Genomic DNA, 16,066 nt, shown 5'->3' with positions numbered 1-16,066 from the left:
TTGCGCCGGACACGCTTTCGGCCCCTGTCGGAGCAAGAAGAGCAGTCACCTCGCCCTCGCCCGACCCTGCACGGGACACCGCCTCTCCTCTCGAGGCGGACAGGGGCCTTCCGCACCCTGTGACCTTCGGCTGGTCCCGGAAGCTGGGGAACGGGAGCGGCGCCCGAGGGCGTCCGCGCAGAAGCAGTGGGCTTCGGCCCAACTGCCACGGGGCAGCTCCTACGCGCGGCCCCTCAGACTCCAGCCTTCCGGGGCGGGAAGCAGTTCGGTGGTGATCATCTGGCCCAGCTTCCAGGGCAGGCAGGAGCGTTTGTCCAGCGTCGCCTCCAGCGTGTGTTCGGTGTGCGGAGCGTGCACCGGCAGACGCCGGTGGCGGCCGCGGGCTGGCTGCTGCCCCGCCACAGTCGAGGTCTGGCGGGTGCGCCGCGGCTGCGGCAGCAGCGGATGCCGGATGGTCCAGATCTCGATCACATCCAGGCCCTCGGCAGGGATGCCCCATTCTTCAAGGAGCAGAGTGACCTGCTCCAGCCAGGTGCGGTCCTCGTCCAAGGTCAGGGTGCGGCGCAGGCGCCGCCGTTCCCGCGCGGCCAGCGCCCGGGCCAGACGGACCGCCTCCGGGTAGAACACCAGCGGCGCGACGCGTAGCTCGTCGCGCCCGGCGTGTCCCAGTGAGCGTCTGCGGGCCTGCCACGCCGACGCGTTGAGGGCGGGGATGTTCCACCAGCAGGAGGTGATGGCGTAGGCGTCAGCGAACATGGCGTGGCCGCCCGCGCCCAGGCGCCGTTCCAGCTGCAGCCGTAGCCGGTGGGCGGTGACGACCTCGGGCAGCGCGGTCAGTGGGAGGGCGGCGGTTCCGGGTTCGCGGCGGTTGTCCAGCCAGCGGCCGTGGCGGGCGCACACCTGCCAGGTCGCATCACTGGCCAGGTAGGCGTCCAGGCTGGTGCCCTTGGTGCGGGCGCACAGCTCGCACACCCGCACCAGGAAGCAGCCGTCCGTGTCCCAGGGCCAGTCCCACACCGGCGGCCCGTCCACCGGCAGCAGCCGGTGGCTGCGCAGGTTCGGCAGCGCGCGTTGCAGTTCGGCAACCTGACGTCCGGCCATGACGGCGAGCCGCTCCAGTGCGGCCGGGTTCAGATACCCGTCGCCGTAACGAGGGTCGCTCGGGACCCCGCCCTGACGTAGCGGGGTGCCGACCATGAGCCAGAACTCTTCGTCCGGGATGCTGCCGTTGAGGTCCGCCAGGCGGCGCATGTAGGAGCCGGTCGACTCTCCTCCGATGAACGGCATCTGCGACCTCCCCAACCGCTGCGCCGGACGCCAGGCCTTCGCCCGGCGCGGCCGGGCTGCCCGGGAACGGGGAGGACGGGCCGCTGCCACTCTCACACTCCTCCCTCTCGCCTGCCTTCAACCGGAGTACCGCTCTGCACCGCCCGCGCACGTGCGGCAAGCACGACAGACAGCTGTCGCCACCCCCAGCAGACGGGATCTGCCAGCAACACCGCGCGTCCCGGTACTTCTCTACGACGTCCGGCTGGTGCACGTGGCGCGTTCGGCGACCACGCCCCGCACCGGACGCGTCTTTGGCTGAAACCGTTCGCTGCGCCGCCCGGGGCGGCAGGCCCGGCCGGTACATTCCCGCGCGATCTGAGGGCCCGGCCCGGGAGCGGCCCGCCCTAGGCGGCGCCTCGGCGGACCGTGAGGAGACGGTATGGAGTTACGCCCGCACCAAGTGGACGCGCTCGCCGCGATCGAGGCCGCCGCGGCCGCCGGCGAGCGGCGCATGACGGTGGTGGCCGCCTGCGGCACCGGCAAGACCCTGATCGCCCAGCAGGCCGCGGAGCGTCTGGCTCCCCAGGGCGCCGTGCTGGTGCTGATGCCGACGAAGGCCCTGGTGACGCAGACCATCAGGCGCTGGCGCGAGGCCGGCCGGGCGGGGCTCGCGCTCGGGGTCTGCTCCCTGCGCCAGCGGGAAAGCGGACTGTCCCTGGGCGAGGCGGTGATGACCCGTCACCCGCGGGCGATCGCCCGCGCGATGCGCGTCGGCGGCCCGGTCACCGTGTTCGCCACCTACGGCTCGCTGCACCACATCCAGCGTGCCCACGAACAGCACGGCCTGCCGCCCTGGGAACTGGTGATCGCCGACGAGGCCCACCGCACTTGCTCCGCCTTCGGAGACGGCTGGGGCACCGTCCATGACGACGCCGCGATCCCCGCCAAGACCCGTCTGTACATGACCGCCACGCCCAGGATCTGGGGTGCCCCGGCCCAGCCCGAGCTGCTGCCGTTCATGGAGCGCATCCCGCTGGCCACCATGGATCACCGCGAGATCTTCGGCCCGACCGTGTTCGAGTTGGGCATGGCCGAGGCCATCGAGCGCGGCATCCTGGCCGACTACCAGGTCATCATGCCCATCGTCGACGACAGTGACCTGCACGCCATCCTCGCCGCCCGCCGTCCCGCCACCAGCGCCCACCACAACGGGCTGCGCAACGCTGCCGTCCAGGTCGCCCTGCTGCGGGCGATCGCCGAACACCGGCTGCGCCGCGTCCTGGTCTTCCACAACCGTGTCGCCCTCGCACAGGCCTTCGCCGCCTCTCTTCCGGACACCGCCCTGGAGGTTGGTGAGGAATTGCGCATGGAGAACCTGTGGGCGCAGGCGATCCACGGCCAACAGCCGAGCGACTGGCGCCGTGACCTGCTGGACGACTTCGCCGACCCGGACCGGGACTGCGCGGTGCTGTCCAACGTTAGGGTGCTGAATGAGGGCGTCGACATGCCCGACGTCGACGCCGTGGTCTTCGCCGACCCGCGTTACAGCACCATCGACGCCATCCAGGCCGTCGGCCGTGGCCTGCGCCAGCCCCCGGGTGCCGGGAAGAAAACCACCTTGATCTTCCCGGTCTACCTCCACCCCGGCGCCGACACCGCCGACCTGCTGCAGGACTCCGCGTTCGCGAACCTACTTACCCTCCTGCAGGCGCTGCGCGCCCACGACGAATCGTTCATGGACCGCATCGCGCTGCCCGCCCGCACGCGCAGCGGTATCACCACGGAGCGGCGGGCCGTCTACTACGCCCATCCCGAGCGCGCCGCGCAACTGGCCCGCGCCCTCGGACTGGAGATCACCCTGCCGGCCATCGGCACCTGGGAGCAGGCCCTCGCCTCCGCCACCCGCTACCGCACCAGCTTCGGGCATCTCGACGTCCCCGCCGACTACACCGACCCGGACGGCTTCGCCCTGGGCGAGTGCGTGAACAACCTGCGCCTGCGCCACTTCCTGGACCGTCTGCCGGCCGAACACCGACAGGCCCTGGACGCGCTCGGCCTGCCCTGGACCGCGCCGGCCCAGACCTTCGACTCCATGCTGGAGCACGCCCGCACCTGGGCGGCCGAGCACGGCCACCTAGCCGTCCCCGTCAAGGCCGACATCGGCGGCCATCGGCTGGGCACGTGGCTGGCCACCCAGCGCCGCAAAGCCGCTGTCGGCCAGCTGCCCGACGCCCACCAGCAGGCGCTCGCCGCCCTCGACCCGCACTGGAACGTGCCCTGGATGGACTGGAAGCGCAAGTACGCCCGTGCCAAGGCACTTGCCCAGACCCCCGGCTGGCGGTTCACCTCGCAGTCCAAGCACGCAAGCCGCGAGGACCGCATCACCATGAACTGGCTCTACAAGCAGCGGCTGAAGTTCTTCCGCCTGGACGAAGCCCAGCAGGACCTGCTGCTCCAGCTGGGGATCCCTCCCCTGCCCGACGGCGTCTACTACGACAGCTACCACGACCCCGAACGCCACCGCTTCTACGAGGGCCTGGGACACCTCGGCGCGTTCCTGGCCCGCGAGGGCCATATCGACGTTCCCCGCCGCCATCAGGAGCCCTGGTGGTGGGGCAACGACGGCGAGCAGTCAAAGACGTTCCCGCTGGGACAGTGGATCCACCAGTGCCGCAAGCACCCCGAGGTACTCACCGAAGAGCAACGCCGCGCCCTGGAAGCGCTGCACATGGTCTGGGACACCAGCCTGGGACGCCGCAAGCGCCCCCAACCGCCCCGCTAGCCGCAGTCGGCCGCGGCCAGGCGACCGCGGCCCGTCCAACGCCCCCACCGCCGCCGCTCCCTGCCGCCCGGAGCGGCGGGGGCGGGCTGCGGCGGTGGGGGCGGGGGAGCAGGTCACAAGTGCACGACGCCGCCGAGCGGGATCGAGTCCAACAGCTCCAGGGTGATGCGTTCCTGCCGGGTGCGGATCGCCTTCTGCGCCGCCTGGCAGATCAGATGCGACAGCATCCGCATGTTGCCGCGGCTGCGGGTGTGCAGGTCCTGCGACAGTTCCAGCAGGTCGCCGCGGGTGTGCCGGTACAGCCGCAAATTCTTGTCAAACCGGTCGACGATGACGGCGAACGTGCGGGTCTCCTCGTCGCTGAAGCCGATCCGGCTGGTGCGCAGCACCGGGTGATCGCCCCACGGCTGCTCGTTCGGTTCCAGGGGCGTCTCGTTGTCCCGGGCGAGCGGGTCGACGATGGAGCGTGCGCCGCGCCCGCAGTAGATGAACGTGGCCCCGGTCTCCTCGCTGATCATGTCCAGGTACTGGAACGCCAGTTCCGCCTCCGCAGCGGTGCGCAGCCGCTCGATGCCGTCGATGAGGACGAGCAGGGTGCGAGCCTTGCGCATCGTACGGATGACGGACTCCGTCGGATCCCCGCTCTCGCGTTCCTGGCCCAGAAAACGGGCGAAGGCACCCGCCCAGTTGCGGTTGCCGCGCGCCGTCGGCGGCACGTTCAGCGTGATCACCGGTATGCGGTTATCGTCCGGCCCGTACAGCTTGGCAAGCTTCTGTTCCCAGTGCACGCCGATCCACCGCAGCAGGGCGCTCTTGCCGGTGCCACGCGGGCCTTCCACGATGATCCCGACCTTGCCGCCCTCACGCTGCCGGTTGGCAGACACCCGCGTGGCCACCACCTTCAAGGCTTCGGTGATCGTCGGCGTGACCACGATGTTCATGTGCCCGTGGTAGAGCAGCCGCGGGTCGTGTTCGGTGACCTTCGTTCCCTCGGGTGCGCAGTCGGCCAGGTCCGGCGGCTTGGCGAGCCGGGCGGCCAGCGTCCGCCAGGCATAACAGTCCTCGGGCCACAAAGGGGCCGGCGGGGCCAGGAACATCGGCTCCGGTTCGCTCATGCGGGCCAGCAGCAGCTCCTCCTCGCCGGCCTTGTCCGCCTCCATCACGAAGTTCCCTTTCCGTTCTTTGTCCAGCTGGCGATCCCGGCACGCCCGGGGCGCCCAGATCGCCTGGCACGAGGCTCACGCCACGCCGTCACCATCGTCGTCACCGTCCTTTTCGTCGGTGGTGTGCGTCTTGCGGATGTCGGCGATGATCCGCCGGTAGCGGGCGGCCAGATCCTCACCGCCCTCACCAACCGCCCCACCGGCCGGGGCGCTTTCCCAGGCGGCGAGCGAGGCGTCAGGGGCCACCGGCCCGCTGTCCCAGTCGATGACCGCCTGCGCCTGGCCGGTCGCGTACAGACCGGTGTCGTCCAGCGCCAGCGGGTCCCCGTCCAACTCCGAGTCCAGCGGGTCCCCGTCCGATTCCGCGTCCAGGGCCAGCAGTTGAGAGCGGTCCAGCGGGGCGCGCCCCGCATACGGGTCGAACGCTGCAGCCGGCGCCGGCGGCGGCACGGGCGTATAGCCGTCGGGCAGGTGCACCCGTGCGGCACGGTCCGGGCCCTCGGCGGCGCGCTCCAGCAGCTCGGCGAGCGCCTGCGCGATGGCCTCCTCGTCGATGATCCGGCCACCCCGCTCGAGATGCTGGGAGGCGGCAATGTCCCACAAAAACTGCGTGAACGGCTGCCCGACCAGGTGCTGGTGCACCCACGTCGCCTCCACCCACTCGTTGGTGTCATGGTTACGCAGCCACACCCGGGACAGGTCGTTGGGCGAGTACCGCAGCTCCCACCGACCTTTTCTCTTGCCCCGCAGCCCGGAGCGGACTCCGCGGCAGGGGTTGAGCCCCTTCTTCGGATCGCGCTCGAGATTGTCGTAGGTGCGGTTCTTGAACCGGATGCCTTGCTTGCTCACCCCCACCCAGGCGGTCGGCAGCAGCCGCAGGTAGTCGTCGCGGGTCAGCGGGATCGGCAGATAGCCGTCGACGGCCACGCAGGCGGCGTACATCTGGTTCGGCGTCAGCTCGGGCAGGTAGGCGTCGTAGGGATCGGCGAGCTCGGGATGTGGCGTGTTCTGCCACTCCAGCGCAATCCACTGCTGGAGCATGTCGTCGAGTTCGGCCAGCGTCCACAGCCGCTCGCCGTCCACGGTCCGTCGCACCCGCACCGGATCGTTGCCGGTGTAGGTGTTCACGTGCTGGCTGAACTTCGATTTCACCGTTCCGAAGGTGCGCTCCACGATCGCCTTGTCCTGGCCCGTGCGTTTGCGCGCCGGCCGCACCGAGATGCCCAGGTACTCGCATGCGTCGAAGAAGGTCCGCCCGGCGAACACCGTGCCGTGGTCGATGACGATCAGATCCGGGATGATCACCGGCCGGGCCGCAGCCTGCGCGAACCGCGCGTCGACCGCAACCAGTTCCTCGAACGGCAGGTCGGAGGCGCTGGCGTGGACGGCCGCGTCGAACCCGGGCCGCATCGGTGCCGGTACCAGGGCCTGGGCCAGCAGCTCGCAGGCATCCACCGCCTTCGTGGCCCGGCCCTTGCGCCGCGGCGCTCCCACCAGACCGCCCTGTCCGCCCATGCGGCGTTTGCCCCGTCGTCCGGACTGCTTGGGGCGCACCACCGCGGCGATGATGCTGCGGGTCGCCACACATACCGCGCAGGTGAGTTCCACGCGGGCCGGCTGACCGTCATCGCCCAGCACCCAGATGTCCAGATCGGTCGAGTCGATCTGCACCAGCTCGCCCGGCATGGTCGCCGACGTCACCGAGAACGGCGGCACCGATCCTGGGACCGCCAGGCGGTGACCGCCCCGGCTGCCGCCCAGGTCTCGGGCATCAATGCCCAGCCGTTGCAGCAGTTTGTACAGCGTCGGCTCGGCCGGGACCTTGACCGACTCCCCGTGTGCGGCGCGCACCGTCCGCCGCAGCTGCTTGAACAGTTTGCGTGCGTCGCTCGGCGTGTCCATACGCCGCCGCTGCCGGTCGACCAGCATCAGCAGCTGGTCCACCACGCGCGCGTCGGTCAGCCCGTACAGCCGCCGCTGTTTGGTGCTGCGCCCATCCACCAGCGCCGCCACGGTGCGCCTCTTGCGGTACGCCAGCCGCTTGGCCTGCACCGTCTGCCAGGACACCGACCAGCCCAACACGGCATGCAGCTCCGCCGCCTTGGCCTGATAGCGCTCGATGAACGTGGTGGTGGCCGGGTCGTACATCGGCCGCGGCCGCGTCCCCGCGGGCGCGTCGGGCGGCAGCCCGGTGTCGACCTCGACGACCGCCCGCCACCACGCCTGCGCCGCTTCCGCCGCGGAGGCGGGGACGCCCTCCAGGGCAGCGAAGTCGGGCAGCTCGGCCTGGGCGACGGGCTGCCCCGCTTCGTCCAGGACCGCGAAGTCCACGGCGGCGGCCAGCACCGCCAGCGGCACCGACACGGGGCTCTGGTCACCGCCGACAGGAGCCAGATGCACCGTCACCCCGTCCAGGCCGGCCACCGCATACACGCTGCCGCGACAGCGCACCCGGTCACCGCGCACCAGCACCCCGCGCGGCGCACGCCGCACCACCAGCGACGCCCGCTCCACCACGGACGCGCTCAAAGGCGCCATCATGGCTGCTCCGCTGTGAACGGCCGGCGCACCGCCTCTGGTTCCCCCGCACCCAGCGGCCCCACCAGCGACCCCGGACCGAGCGGCACGCCCCAGTCCACGCCCAGCCGCCGGTGCCACAGCATGTGATAGAGCCGGGGCAGGGCCAGCATCCGCGGCACCCCGCACTGCCTCACGCCCTCCATCAGCGGCCGCGGCCGGGCGAAGGCCTCGCCCAGCGCGGCCTCCACATCCGCATCGCCGTACCGCCAATGGCGCCGCCGCGAGACCCACCGCAGATTGATCAGTGCCACCGCCCCGGGCAGTTGCGGCGCCGCGAGCCGCCAGCCCGCCTGCCCGCACGCCTCACGCAACACCTCCAGCTGCCGCTCGAACCTCTCACTCGGCCCCTTCCGGGGCGGGCACGCCACCACCAGCGTGTCCCCGGCCGCGGTACGCACGAAGAAGTCCGGCACCAGCTGCCGCTCCCGGCCCCGCTCGCGCCAGATCAGCTGCCCCGACCAGGCGCTGAGGCCGGTCACACCCGGGTGGAAGTCGAGCAGCATCGCCGTAGAGAGCCGCTCCAGCGACCGGCAGCCCACATGCCGCCTGGTGGTCGCCGCCCACCACCAGGTGACGATGCTGCGCTGCGAGGGATGCCGCGACGGCTTCCACACCTCGCCCCGCTCGGTCAGCGGAACGCCGGCCATCCGCTCGATGGGCAGGGTCCGCCGCACCCCGTACCCGTCCTGGTGGAGAACCCGCAACTCCCGTGCCATGAACGCCCCTTGCATCACGCGGCCACACGTCCGTCAGACCTCATAGCACACCGCCCACCCCGCCCGCTCCTGCCGCACGACACATTCCGGACAGCATCAGGCCCGCCCGGCAGCCGACCTTCGGCCGGGCGGCGGCCACCGGCACGCCGCGGTCGCCAACTCGCCCCTATTGACAAGTGATTCGCGATTCGCGATAAATAAATCATGCAACGTGCGGAGGAGTTGCGGCGCCTGTCGGCAGGAGTCTTCGGCAACCGCTACCGGGCCGAACTCATCGCCGCCCTGGCCGCCGCTGGCGACCAAGGCGTCTGCCTGGGGGACCTGGCCATGGACCGGCAGGTGCCGGCGAGCGTCTACCTGCCGCCGGTTCACACACTGATCACGCTCGGCCTGGTCCAGCGGGTCCCGCCCGCCACCGGGCAGCGGCGGCGCTTTTACCGGCGCTGCGGCAGCGCCCAGGCCTGGCAGTCACTGGCCGCCACCGTGGCCCGGCTCCAAGAGCACCAGGCACCACCCAGCGCTGCCTAGCCCGCACCGGTCAGCAACCACGGCAAGCAGAGACGAAAGGGGTCGACATGGCGGCGCCGTCAGCACGAGCCTGGGCCTTCGTCCAGCACGCCTCGGCCCCCCTGGTCGGCCAGGGCGCGCAGCTGGCCGAGACGACCATCGAGGGCAGCCGCAACACCCTCGTCTTCTACCGGCGCGATCACCTCGAATGCGAGCGCCGCCGTTCCCAGGCCGCGGCCGAACTCGGTATCGCAGACCTCACGGTCCTGCTCGACCTCCCCGCCGACCTTCCCGTCCGGCTGGACTCACTTCCCACCCCGCTGCGCGAACAGATCCGCGCACTGCCCCGTGGTGCCGTGACCCTCGCCGGCGACCATGTCTGTCGGCGAGCGGTACGCCCGCTGACCGTGGACCTCGTCATCGTCCGCGCCCGCAGCGCTCACTGGGAAGGAGGTCTGGCCCGCGCCAGCCGCTTCAAGCCGTTCGCCTGCCGCGCCCTGCTCGTCGAGCCGCCCGCCGACGCCCGCGACGACCTGCTGATGCGCGCCGCCTACCTGGGCATCGGCATCCTCGAGCCGACCGCCGGGGGCCTTTCCTGGACGCTGGCGCCCGAGCCCTACCGGCCCCGCCGTCATACCCCCGTCGCCTGGCACTTCACAGAGCAGCTCCACGCCCGCCTGCCCTGACGCTCCGTCAGTCGACGTGCTGCGCGGCCCGGCGCGCGGGCAGCTCGGCCCACGCGGACAGGTCCGGGGAGGCGGTGAATCCCGGCAGCTGCTGGATCCGGTCATTCCACACCGCCGAGCTGTCCAGCGCCTGCCGGCATTGCTGCCGCCACCACGCTGCCCGGTCGGCGGCATCGACCGCCCGCAGCTGCCGCACCCACACCATCAGCGAGGACGCGTTGTGCCCCGCGGCGGGAATTTGCTGCGCCATGCTGGTGAACCGGTCCAGGCGCTCGCCTTGGCACTCCTCGCACGAGCAGGCCGGGGCCTCGTCGGCGAACCGCTTGGCCAAGGTGAGCCCGAGGAAGAAGTCCATCAGTTCCGGGAAGAGGACGGCGGGGCTGCCCGGGCCGCCCCCCGATGCCGCTTGCGCCGAGGCCGACGTCGGCGGCACGGTGTGGCGCATGCTGGCGTCGCCGCCGAACGCGGTGAAGCCCGCCCCCCGCGCCAGGCCCCCGAAAGCGCCGAGGCCCGTGCGCAGCACCCCGACGCCCGGCACTAGTTCCAGCAGCCGCGCCAGCCCCGCCGCGCCGCCGCGTGCATCCGGCCGGCCGCCCACCAGGACCGCCTTCGGTCCCGCGACCCTGTGCAGCACCTCGGCGAGATACTCCACCGGCCCCGGATGCAGCCAGCTGGCGTCGACGGGCACCGCGAACACCACCCGCGGGTCACCCAGGCGCGTCACTCGTGCCGTTGCCGCCTCCAGCGCGCTGGTGGCCCCGGCGTGCAGATATCCGGTCGGCGTCACGGCGAGGTCGGCGAATGCGAGGTGGGCCAGCATCAGGTGTTCCAGTGGATCCCCGAACAGTGGCGCAGGCCCGTTGTCCAGGCTCGGGAAGGGCGCTTCCGCGCTGGCCGCAGCGACGCGATAGCAGGCCTCGTCGACCAGCAGTGCGGCATCGAAGCCGTCCTCCCGCAGCTGGACGGCCTTGGTCAGCGCCCCGTCTCCGGTCAGTACCAGGCCGCTCGAGGACGTGTCGATCCGACCTCGGTAGCGCGCCGCGCGCCGATGGCCGACCTGCAAGAGCACCCGGTCCGCCACGGCTGCGGGAACTGTGCCGCTGAGAGGAAGAGGCGCACGTGCTGTCATGTTGCCTCCGCGCAGGTCGGACGAGGCACAGGAGACGCTGAGCACAGGGCCCGCTGTAGCAACCGGGGTGCGAGCGTGACACAGCAGGCACTCAGGCTCATCGCTCAACTTCGGGCACAGTAACAGCACTTACTCGAGTGGAGGGGCCGCTCCGGGCAACAGCCGTCGGCCGGGCGGCCGGACCTGAGGAGGAAGCAGCCAGGGCCCCTGTACCCGCTTACTGCGCAGGCGAGGAGGAAGACGTGAGGGGGAAGAAGCCGAAGCGCTGGCCGTGGGCCTCCCGGCTGAACATGTAGACCTGCCCTTGATCGAGGATGTCGGAGGGCGGGTCGGTGTTCTCCACGACGACGGCCTGGCCGTGGAAGGCGTTGAGCAGGTGCCGGTAGAAGTGCTGGGGCACGCTCTGGCGCAGGTCCGCTTCCCGCACTCCGGGTTCCCGGAAGGTGACCAGGGGGGAGTCCAGCACGATGAAGCCGGGATGGCTGCGCCGTTGCTCCAGGCAGTAGTCGGCCAGGGCGGTGGTGAAGGCGGCGTGCAGGACGGCGCGCATGCCCTTGCCGTGGCCGGAGCGGGACCGGTCGCCCACGTACAGCTCTGCCGTGTACTGGTCGTAGGTCACCTCTTCCTCGCGCCGTACCCGCCAGGAATCCAGCGTCCGCTCGATGGTGCGATCGAAGCCGGTCAGCGTGGCGGGCGGGATGCCGCGGCTGGGCTGCCCGCCCGGCTGGGCCTCTTCGGAGACCAGTTGTGCTCTGACGTCTTCCAGCTCCTCGATCCGTGCGTGCAGGCCGAGTTCGTTCTCCAGGCGGGAGCGGGTGGCCATCACCTCGGCCACCTCGTCCTGCAGGGGGGTGAGTTCCTCGCGTTCGATGCGGGTGATCTCGGCGTCCGCCTGCTCGGCCAAGGCGGCTTGCACGGCCTGGTCCTCGGCCACGTACGCGCGCTGCGAGCGCAGGTCCTCGATGGTGACCAGCAGGTCGGCCAGGAGCGTGCGGGTCTTGGTGCTTTCCGCGGTGACGGCCTGGTGCAGGGCGGTGGTTTCCATGGCGTCGTGGCCGGCTTGCTGGTGGTGGGGCTCTGCGCCGCAGAACACGCACGGGCCGCTGTGGAAGTAGCCGAGCAGGCTGCCGGCCTCGCTGACCATGCCCAGGCGGGCCAGGTCGGACTCGTACTGCGTGCGCAGCAGCTCGAACCGGCCCAGCAGGTCATCGGTCTCTGCCAGGCGCTGGGCGTAGTGGGCCAGCGCCACGGACAGGGTCGCGCGGTCGGAGGCCGCCTGAGCGTGGCGGCGGGTGACGTCCCGCAGCGACTCGGCGCGGTTTTCTTGATGTTCGAGCAGCCGCCGCAGCTGTTGCTGCAGCTGGCTCTGGTTGGCCTCGCGTGAGGCCAGTTGGCGTTGCAGTCCGAGGATCAGATCGTCCAGCAGACTGATCTTGCCTTTGTGGACGCGGCGCTGTGCCTGGTTGAGGCGGCTGGGCGAGGGCTGCTCGCCCGCCCCGGTGAGCAGGAGCTTGAGGGACGACTTGTGCGCGGTCTGGCCGCTGGTGCCCGAGGTGCGCAGGACGGGGGAGACCTTCGAGACCATGCGGGTCTCGCTGATCAGGCACAGGTGCAGCAGGTCCCGGAAGCCGGCGAGTTTGGTGCCCCCGGAGTCATTGGTGGCCAGCAGCGAGCCGTCGAGCCCGATGCGCTCCATCAGGTAACGGGAGAGGTTCTTGGTGGTGCGGGGGCTGTGCTGGGCCGAGAGCACCAGGTCCGGCGACCGGTAGACGAGGTCGCGGATATCTTCCTCGAAGACGCTGACCCGCCCGGACTGGGGCGCCCGCATCAGGGTGATGACCGATGCGTCGGGCAAGGCGATGCCCAGCAGGATCTGCGAGTAGCCCTCGGCCTCGGGGATGAGGTTCAGCTTGCGGGCGCCGAGCATGTAGTCGATCGACTCGGTGACGAAGGACTTGCCGGTGTCCGAGGCGCCGTAGACGATCGTCAGGCGGGGATCGAAGTCCACGCGGGCCGTCTCGCGACCCATGCCGGCGTAGGTCAGATGCAGCAGGCGCAGCTCAGTCATCGTCGCCTCCCTGGCGCGGCAGACGGCTCTCGAACGTTTCCATCCACCGCTGGGTGATGTCGTCCGTGGCGGCGCGGCTGTCGGCCGGGGCGCCGTAATGGAAGGCCAGCGCCCACTGCGCCCGCTCCCGCAGGGCTGCGACATACGGGGCCTCGAGCAGGTCGAGGAAGCCCGGGCCTTCCTCGCTCGCCCGGTACATCAGCCCGCCGTCGTCCGCCTGCACGTCGGCCAGCCCCGCGCGCATCAGCACCACCAGTCCCTGCTCGAGCAGCTGGCGCTTCATGGCCAGTTCGCCCGGGCCGGCCGGCAGTGACGGGTGCACGCTGGGCGGCCCGTCCATCTCGCCGCTGTGCAGCATCGCGTAATCCAGATACACCAGTTGAGCCAGGTCCAGGGGCCGGGGAAAGGAGGCGGCGAGCAGCACCAGAGCGCGCACACCGACCTCCAGCGGGCTGTTGAGCGCTCTCACGTCTCCTCCTCGACCCAGGTCAGCCGGTCGTCGTTGGCGAGCTGGTGACAGATGCCCATACGGTCAATGGTCTCCACCACGTGGACCAGGACGTTCGTTCCCAGCGGCATGTCGCGTGCCGCGTCCTGCACCGCGTTGAGCCGGTCGAATCCGGTGGCGAAGTCCCGCCAGGTCACATTGACGACACCGTCGTAGACGTTCTTCTGCAGCGATTCGAAGGTGCCCTCCGGCACGCTGTCGCGGGCGAACACCCGCAGTTGCTCGGCGCAGTAGAAGGCTTCCCGCTGGTGCTGCAGGTGAGGGCCTGCCTTGGAATGCGCGCGAACCTGCCCCATCGCTGTGGGGTCACAGCCCCATTTCTCCTGGTAGACGTCCAGGAGCTTTTGGATATACCGGGTTTCCACCGGTGTGTGTTCTGGCGGGGGAGCCTGACGGGCTTCGCGGTCCGGCAGCCGCGTGCCGAATCTGCGCACGTGATACGGCGTGGTGGCGTGCTGTTCGAGGATCAGGTCGAGATTGGCCGCCTCGAAGCGGGCGAAGTCCGTCTCCCGGGCCAGCTCCAGCGCCGCGCCGAGCGGATCTGCGCCGTACTCCGCGGTCAGCCGGTCGGTGCCCTTGGCGGCCCAGTCGAGGAACGTCTCCTTCAGCTCCGTGGGTTTGGCCAGCAGCTGGGTGAGGGAGGCGCCGATCCTGGGGGCCACGAAGACGTAACGCTCGGGCAGTGTGCGGTACTTGCCGTCGGCCACCACTGCGATGATCTTCAGTATCTCGACATAGGCGATGGCCGGGGTGAGCGCCTTCCCGTAGTGCTTGCACTGATAGCAGTGCCACCGGTCGTCCGTCCGGCGCGCCGTGAGGAACGCGGCGACATCGGCGCCGCCGTCGTGGGCGCCGCCTAGCTGCATCACGTCCACGTATCCCTCCTCCTTCAGTGCCAGCAGCCACTCGTAGACGAACTCCTCGAACTGAGTCGGCGAGTGATGCGCAAGGATCTGCTTGGGCGTCATCGCGGGGCCTGTCGCCATCATGGGGGACAGCACTGTCACTGGGACCTGCGACGGCTTGGGGACCTCGGAGAACAGCGGCTCGGCGGAGCCGTCGGGTGAACTCATGCATCCCCCGTCGCATGATCATGACCGTTGCCCAGAGCACGTTCTTACCATCGCCCACCGCGCCCCGAAAGCGTGCATTCCGCCATTCAGGACCCGTGTGGCCGAGGCGTGGGCAATGGGCGGCATCTCGGGGCGAAGGTTGACCGCGAACCCCCTGCGCATGGCGTCCGGTCGCCGTGCCCCTGCGCGCGGGACCATCTCATGGCCTCCGCCGAGACGATCGGCAACGACCGGGCCGGCATGCTGCTCGGCGCTTGTCTGTGATGCCGCTACCGTGGGCGACCGGGACTGGACCGGGTCGGAGCGCGAGGCGTTGCGGGGGGCCGGGTCGGAGGCAGGTGCCAGACCACCTCGTCGGTCTCCCGGTGGTGGTGCCAGGCCGTCAGGGTGCGGGCGGCCACCAGCCGGTCGAGGAGTTCTTCGGTCTGGTGGCAGGAGTGCCCGCACAGCCGGGCCAGGATCTCCAGGTCGGCGCTGTGGCGGGCCTGCGCACTGGTGTGCGCAGCCAGCACCAGCGCGGTCAGGTGCAGGGCGGACGGGGCGGCCGCCGGCAGCGCCAGGGGCGTCGAGTGCATCGCCCAGTGGGCGGCTCGGTGGCGTGCACTGCGGCCGGGTGCCTGGTCCAGGACGGTGGGATCGAGCAGCCGCACCGTCACGTGCGCCGGCCTTGGGTCGGGCAGCTCCAGCCAGCCGGTGTGGGCCAGTTCCTCCCACAGCTCCCGGCGTCCGTGCAGACGCATGCCGCGCAGCAGTCCTGCCGGCATCCGGACGTGTCCCCGGCTGTCGGCACGCAGGGCGCACTGCAGGGCCAGGAGGCGGGCCCCGGGAGAGGTGAACCGGGGAAGCGCCGTCGCGAGGTAGGTGAGCATCTCCCGCACTCGCAGTTGGTCATGAAAGGGGGAGGGTGAGGTGCCGGCGGGCGTGGTGGCCGCGGCGTGTGGCCGGTGCGGGCCGAGCAGGGTGTCCGGTACGACGGCGGTGTTGCTCGTCGCTGCGGCGCAGGCCGCACACGTGTCTGCCAGCCGCCAGGCGCGGCCTGCCCGGTCGCGGGTCAGGGCGAGCAATACCGGCCCCGCGCAGCCCCGGTGCCGCGGATGCCAACGGCACTCCTGAGCCCGGCACTGGCAGGTCCGCAGATGTCCGGGCAGTGCGTCGGTACGGGCGTGGCAGGCCAGATGGGCCAGGACTGCAGACCGCGCGGAGGACGCCTGAAGGGGAGGGGTGCGGGCGGTGCAGTGGACGCAGACGAGACTCGGCCCGCCCGCCCCTGGGCGCAGTTCCACCGTCCAGATACGCCGCACCGCCGTGTGCGCGCCGGCCAGCCTCATCGGCCTGTTGCCCTCCCGTCCGTCGGTGCGGATGCCCCAGCCGCAGGCGTCCGGGACGCCCGCACGGTAGTGCAGATGCCTGCACCGCGAATGTCACTCCCTCTGCGCCAGATAGTGCAGAAGTCTGCACTGACAGGGCAGGGTTCTGCACCATCGGATGGTCAACGCCGTTGCGTTAGGGATCTTGAGGTGGTGGCAACCCCGCCTGAACAGTGGAAACGGGACCCCTGGTAGATCAGCTTGTGTCGAGCAAGGTG

General features: G+C 70.9%; 12 protein-coding genes. 3 read left to right on the top strand and 9 right to left on the bottom strand.

Annotation, left to right across the window (positions count from 1 at the left end; all coding sequences use genetic code 11):
* Positions 1-219: 219 nt before the first annotated feature.
* Entirely contained in the window at positions 220-1,287 is a 1,068-nt protein-coding gene (locus tag ACWD5Q_RS30360; protein WP_451430274.1) for a hypothetical protein, read from the bottom strand.
* 421 nt (positions 1,288-1,708) lie between these two features.
* On the opposite strand from ACWD5Q_RS30360, the gene ACWD5Q_RS30355 reads away from it, so the two are divergent.
* Positions 1,709-4,051, top strand: a complete 2,343-nt coding sequence (locus tag ACWD5Q_RS30355) for a Helicase associated domain protein (RefSeq protein WP_451430273.1) — start codon at positions 1,709-1,711, stop codon at positions 4,049-4,051.
* A 113-nt stretch (positions 4,052-4,164) separates the two neighbouring features.
* Here the strand turns inward: ACWD5Q_RS30355 and ACWD5Q_RS30350 are convergent, their stop codons facing one another.
* From ACWD5Q_RS30350 to ACWD5Q_RS30340, 3 genes are all read right to left on the bottom strand, one after another.
* Positions 4,165-5,211 (bottom strand): AAA family ATPase, encoded by a 1,047-nt coding sequence (locus ACWD5Q_RS30350; RefSeq protein WP_451430272.1) that lies wholly within the window; start codon positions 5,209-5,211, stop codon positions 4,165-4,167.
* 78 nt (positions 5,212-5,289) lie between these two features.
* Positions 5,290-7,743: an integrase gene (locus ACWD5Q_RS30345; RefSeq protein WP_451430271.1), complete on the bottom strand. Its 2,454-nt coding sequence runs from the start codon at positions 7,741-7,743 to the stop codon at positions 5,290-5,292.
* Between the two features lie 8 nt (positions 7,744-7,751).
* A complete protein-coding gene (locus tag ACWD5Q_RS30340; RefSeq protein WP_451430270.1) occupies positions 7,752-8,510 on the bottom strand; it encodes a TnsA-like heteromeric transposase endonuclease subunit in 759 nt (252 codons plus the stop codon).
* Between the two features lie 204 nt (positions 8,511-8,714).
* On the opposite strand from ACWD5Q_RS30340, the gene ACWD5Q_RS30335 reads away from it, so the two are divergent.
* Together ACWD5Q_RS30335 and ACWD5Q_RS30330 are read left to right on the top strand one after the other, a co-directional pair.
* The gene (locus ACWD5Q_RS30335) at positions 8,715-9,038 is read left to right on the top strand and encodes a hypothetical protein (RefSeq protein WP_451430269.1); all 324 of its coding nucleotides are present in this window, start codon (positions 8,715-8,717) and stop codon (positions 9,036-9,038) included.
* 47 nt (positions 9,039-9,085) lie between these two features.
* Positions 9,086-9,703, top strand: a complete 618-nt coding sequence (locus ACWD5Q_RS30330) for a hypothetical protein (RefSeq protein ID WP_451430268.1) — start codon at positions 9,086-9,088, stop codon at positions 9,701-9,703.
* A 7-nt stretch (positions 9,704-9,710) separates the two neighbouring features.
* On the opposite strand, the gene ACWD5Q_RS30325 is transcribed toward ACWD5Q_RS30330, so the two are convergent.
* The 5 genes from ACWD5Q_RS30325 to ACWD5Q_RS30305 all read right to left on the bottom strand — a co-directional run bounded on the left by ACWD5Q_RS30325 (position 9,711) and on the right by ACWD5Q_RS30305 (position 15,809).
* Positions 9,711-10,784, bottom strand: a complete 1,074-nt coding sequence (locus ACWD5Q_RS30325; RefSeq protein ID WP_451430267.1) for a hypothetical protein — start codon at positions 10,782-10,784, stop codon at positions 9,711-9,713.
* Positions 10,785-11,049: 265 nt separating this feature from the next.
* Complete coding sequence (locus ACWD5Q_RS30320) at positions 11,050-12,900, bottom strand: hypothetical protein (RefSeq protein WP_451430266.1); 1,851 nt, start codon at positions 12,898-12,900, stop codon at positions 11,050-11,052.
* Entirely contained in the window at positions 12,893-13,369 is a 477-nt protein-coding gene (locus ACWD5Q_RS30315; RefSeq protein ID WP_451430265.1) for an ABC-three component system middle component 2, read from the bottom strand. Before ACWD5Q_RS30315 ends, ACWD5Q_RS30320 begins: the two co-directional genes overlap by 8 nt.
* Positions 13,366-14,481 carry an ABC-three component system protein gene (locus ACWD5Q_RS30310; RefSeq protein ID WP_451430264.1) on the bottom strand — a complete coding sequence of 372 codons (1,116 nt, stop codon included), beginning with the start codon at positions 14,479-14,481 and terminating at the stop codon, positions 13,366-13,368. Before ACWD5Q_RS30310 ends, ACWD5Q_RS30315 begins: the two co-directional genes overlap by 4 nt.
* Positions 14,482-14,750: 269 nt before the next feature.
* On the bottom strand, positions 14,751-15,809 hold the full coding sequence (locus tag ACWD5Q_RS30305) for a hypothetical protein (RefSeq protein WP_451430263.1): 1,059 nt from the start codon (positions 15,807-15,809) through the stop codon (positions 14,751-14,753).
* Positions 15,810-16,066 lie beyond the last annotated feature (257 nt).

The sequence above is a fragment of the Streptomyces sp. NPDC002513 genome (assembly GCF_053595355.1).
The sequence above is the reverse complement of the archived record's forward strand: the minus strand, read 5'-3'. Positions and strand labels throughout refer to the sequence as shown.

Bases quoted from the DNA above. Each gene is read 5' to 3' on its own strand.
- ACWD5Q_RS30360 (WP_451430274.1), bottom strand. From the start codon at position 1,287: ATGCCGTTCATCGGAGGAGAGTCGACCGGCTCCTACATGCGCCGCCTG.
- ACWD5Q_RS30355 (WP_451430273.1), top strand. From the start codon at position 1,709: ATGGAGTTACGCCCGCACCAAGTGGACGCGCTCGCCGCGATCGAGGCC.
- ACWD5Q_RS30350 (WP_451430272.1), bottom strand. From the start codon at position 5,211: ATGGAGGCGGACAAGGCCGGCGAGGAGGAGCTGCTGCTGGCCCGCATG.
- ACWD5Q_RS30340 (WP_451430270.1), bottom strand. From the start codon at position 8,510: ATGGCACGGGAGTTGCGGGTTCTCCACCAGGACGGGTACGGGGTGCGG.
- ACWD5Q_RS30335 (WP_451430269.1), top strand. From the start codon at position 8,715: ATGCAACGTGCGGAGGAGTTGCGGCGCCTGTCGGCAGGAGTCTTCGGC.
- ACWD5Q_RS30330 (WP_451430268.1), top strand. From the start codon at position 9,086: ATGGCGGCGCCGTCAGCACGAGCCTGGGCCTTCGTCCAGCACGCCTCG.
- ACWD5Q_RS30320 (WP_451430266.1), bottom strand. From the start codon at position 12,900: ATGACTGAGCTGCGCCTGCTGCATCTGACCTACGCCGGCATGGGTCGC.
- ACWD5Q_RS30310 (WP_451430264.1), bottom strand. From the start codon at position 14,481: ATGAGTTCACCCGACGGCTCCGCCGAGCCGCTGTTCTCCGAGGTCCCC.
- ACWD5Q_RS30305 (WP_451430263.1), bottom strand. From the start codon at position 15,809: ATGAGGCTGGCCGGCGCGCACACGGCGGTGCGGCGTATCTGGACGGTG.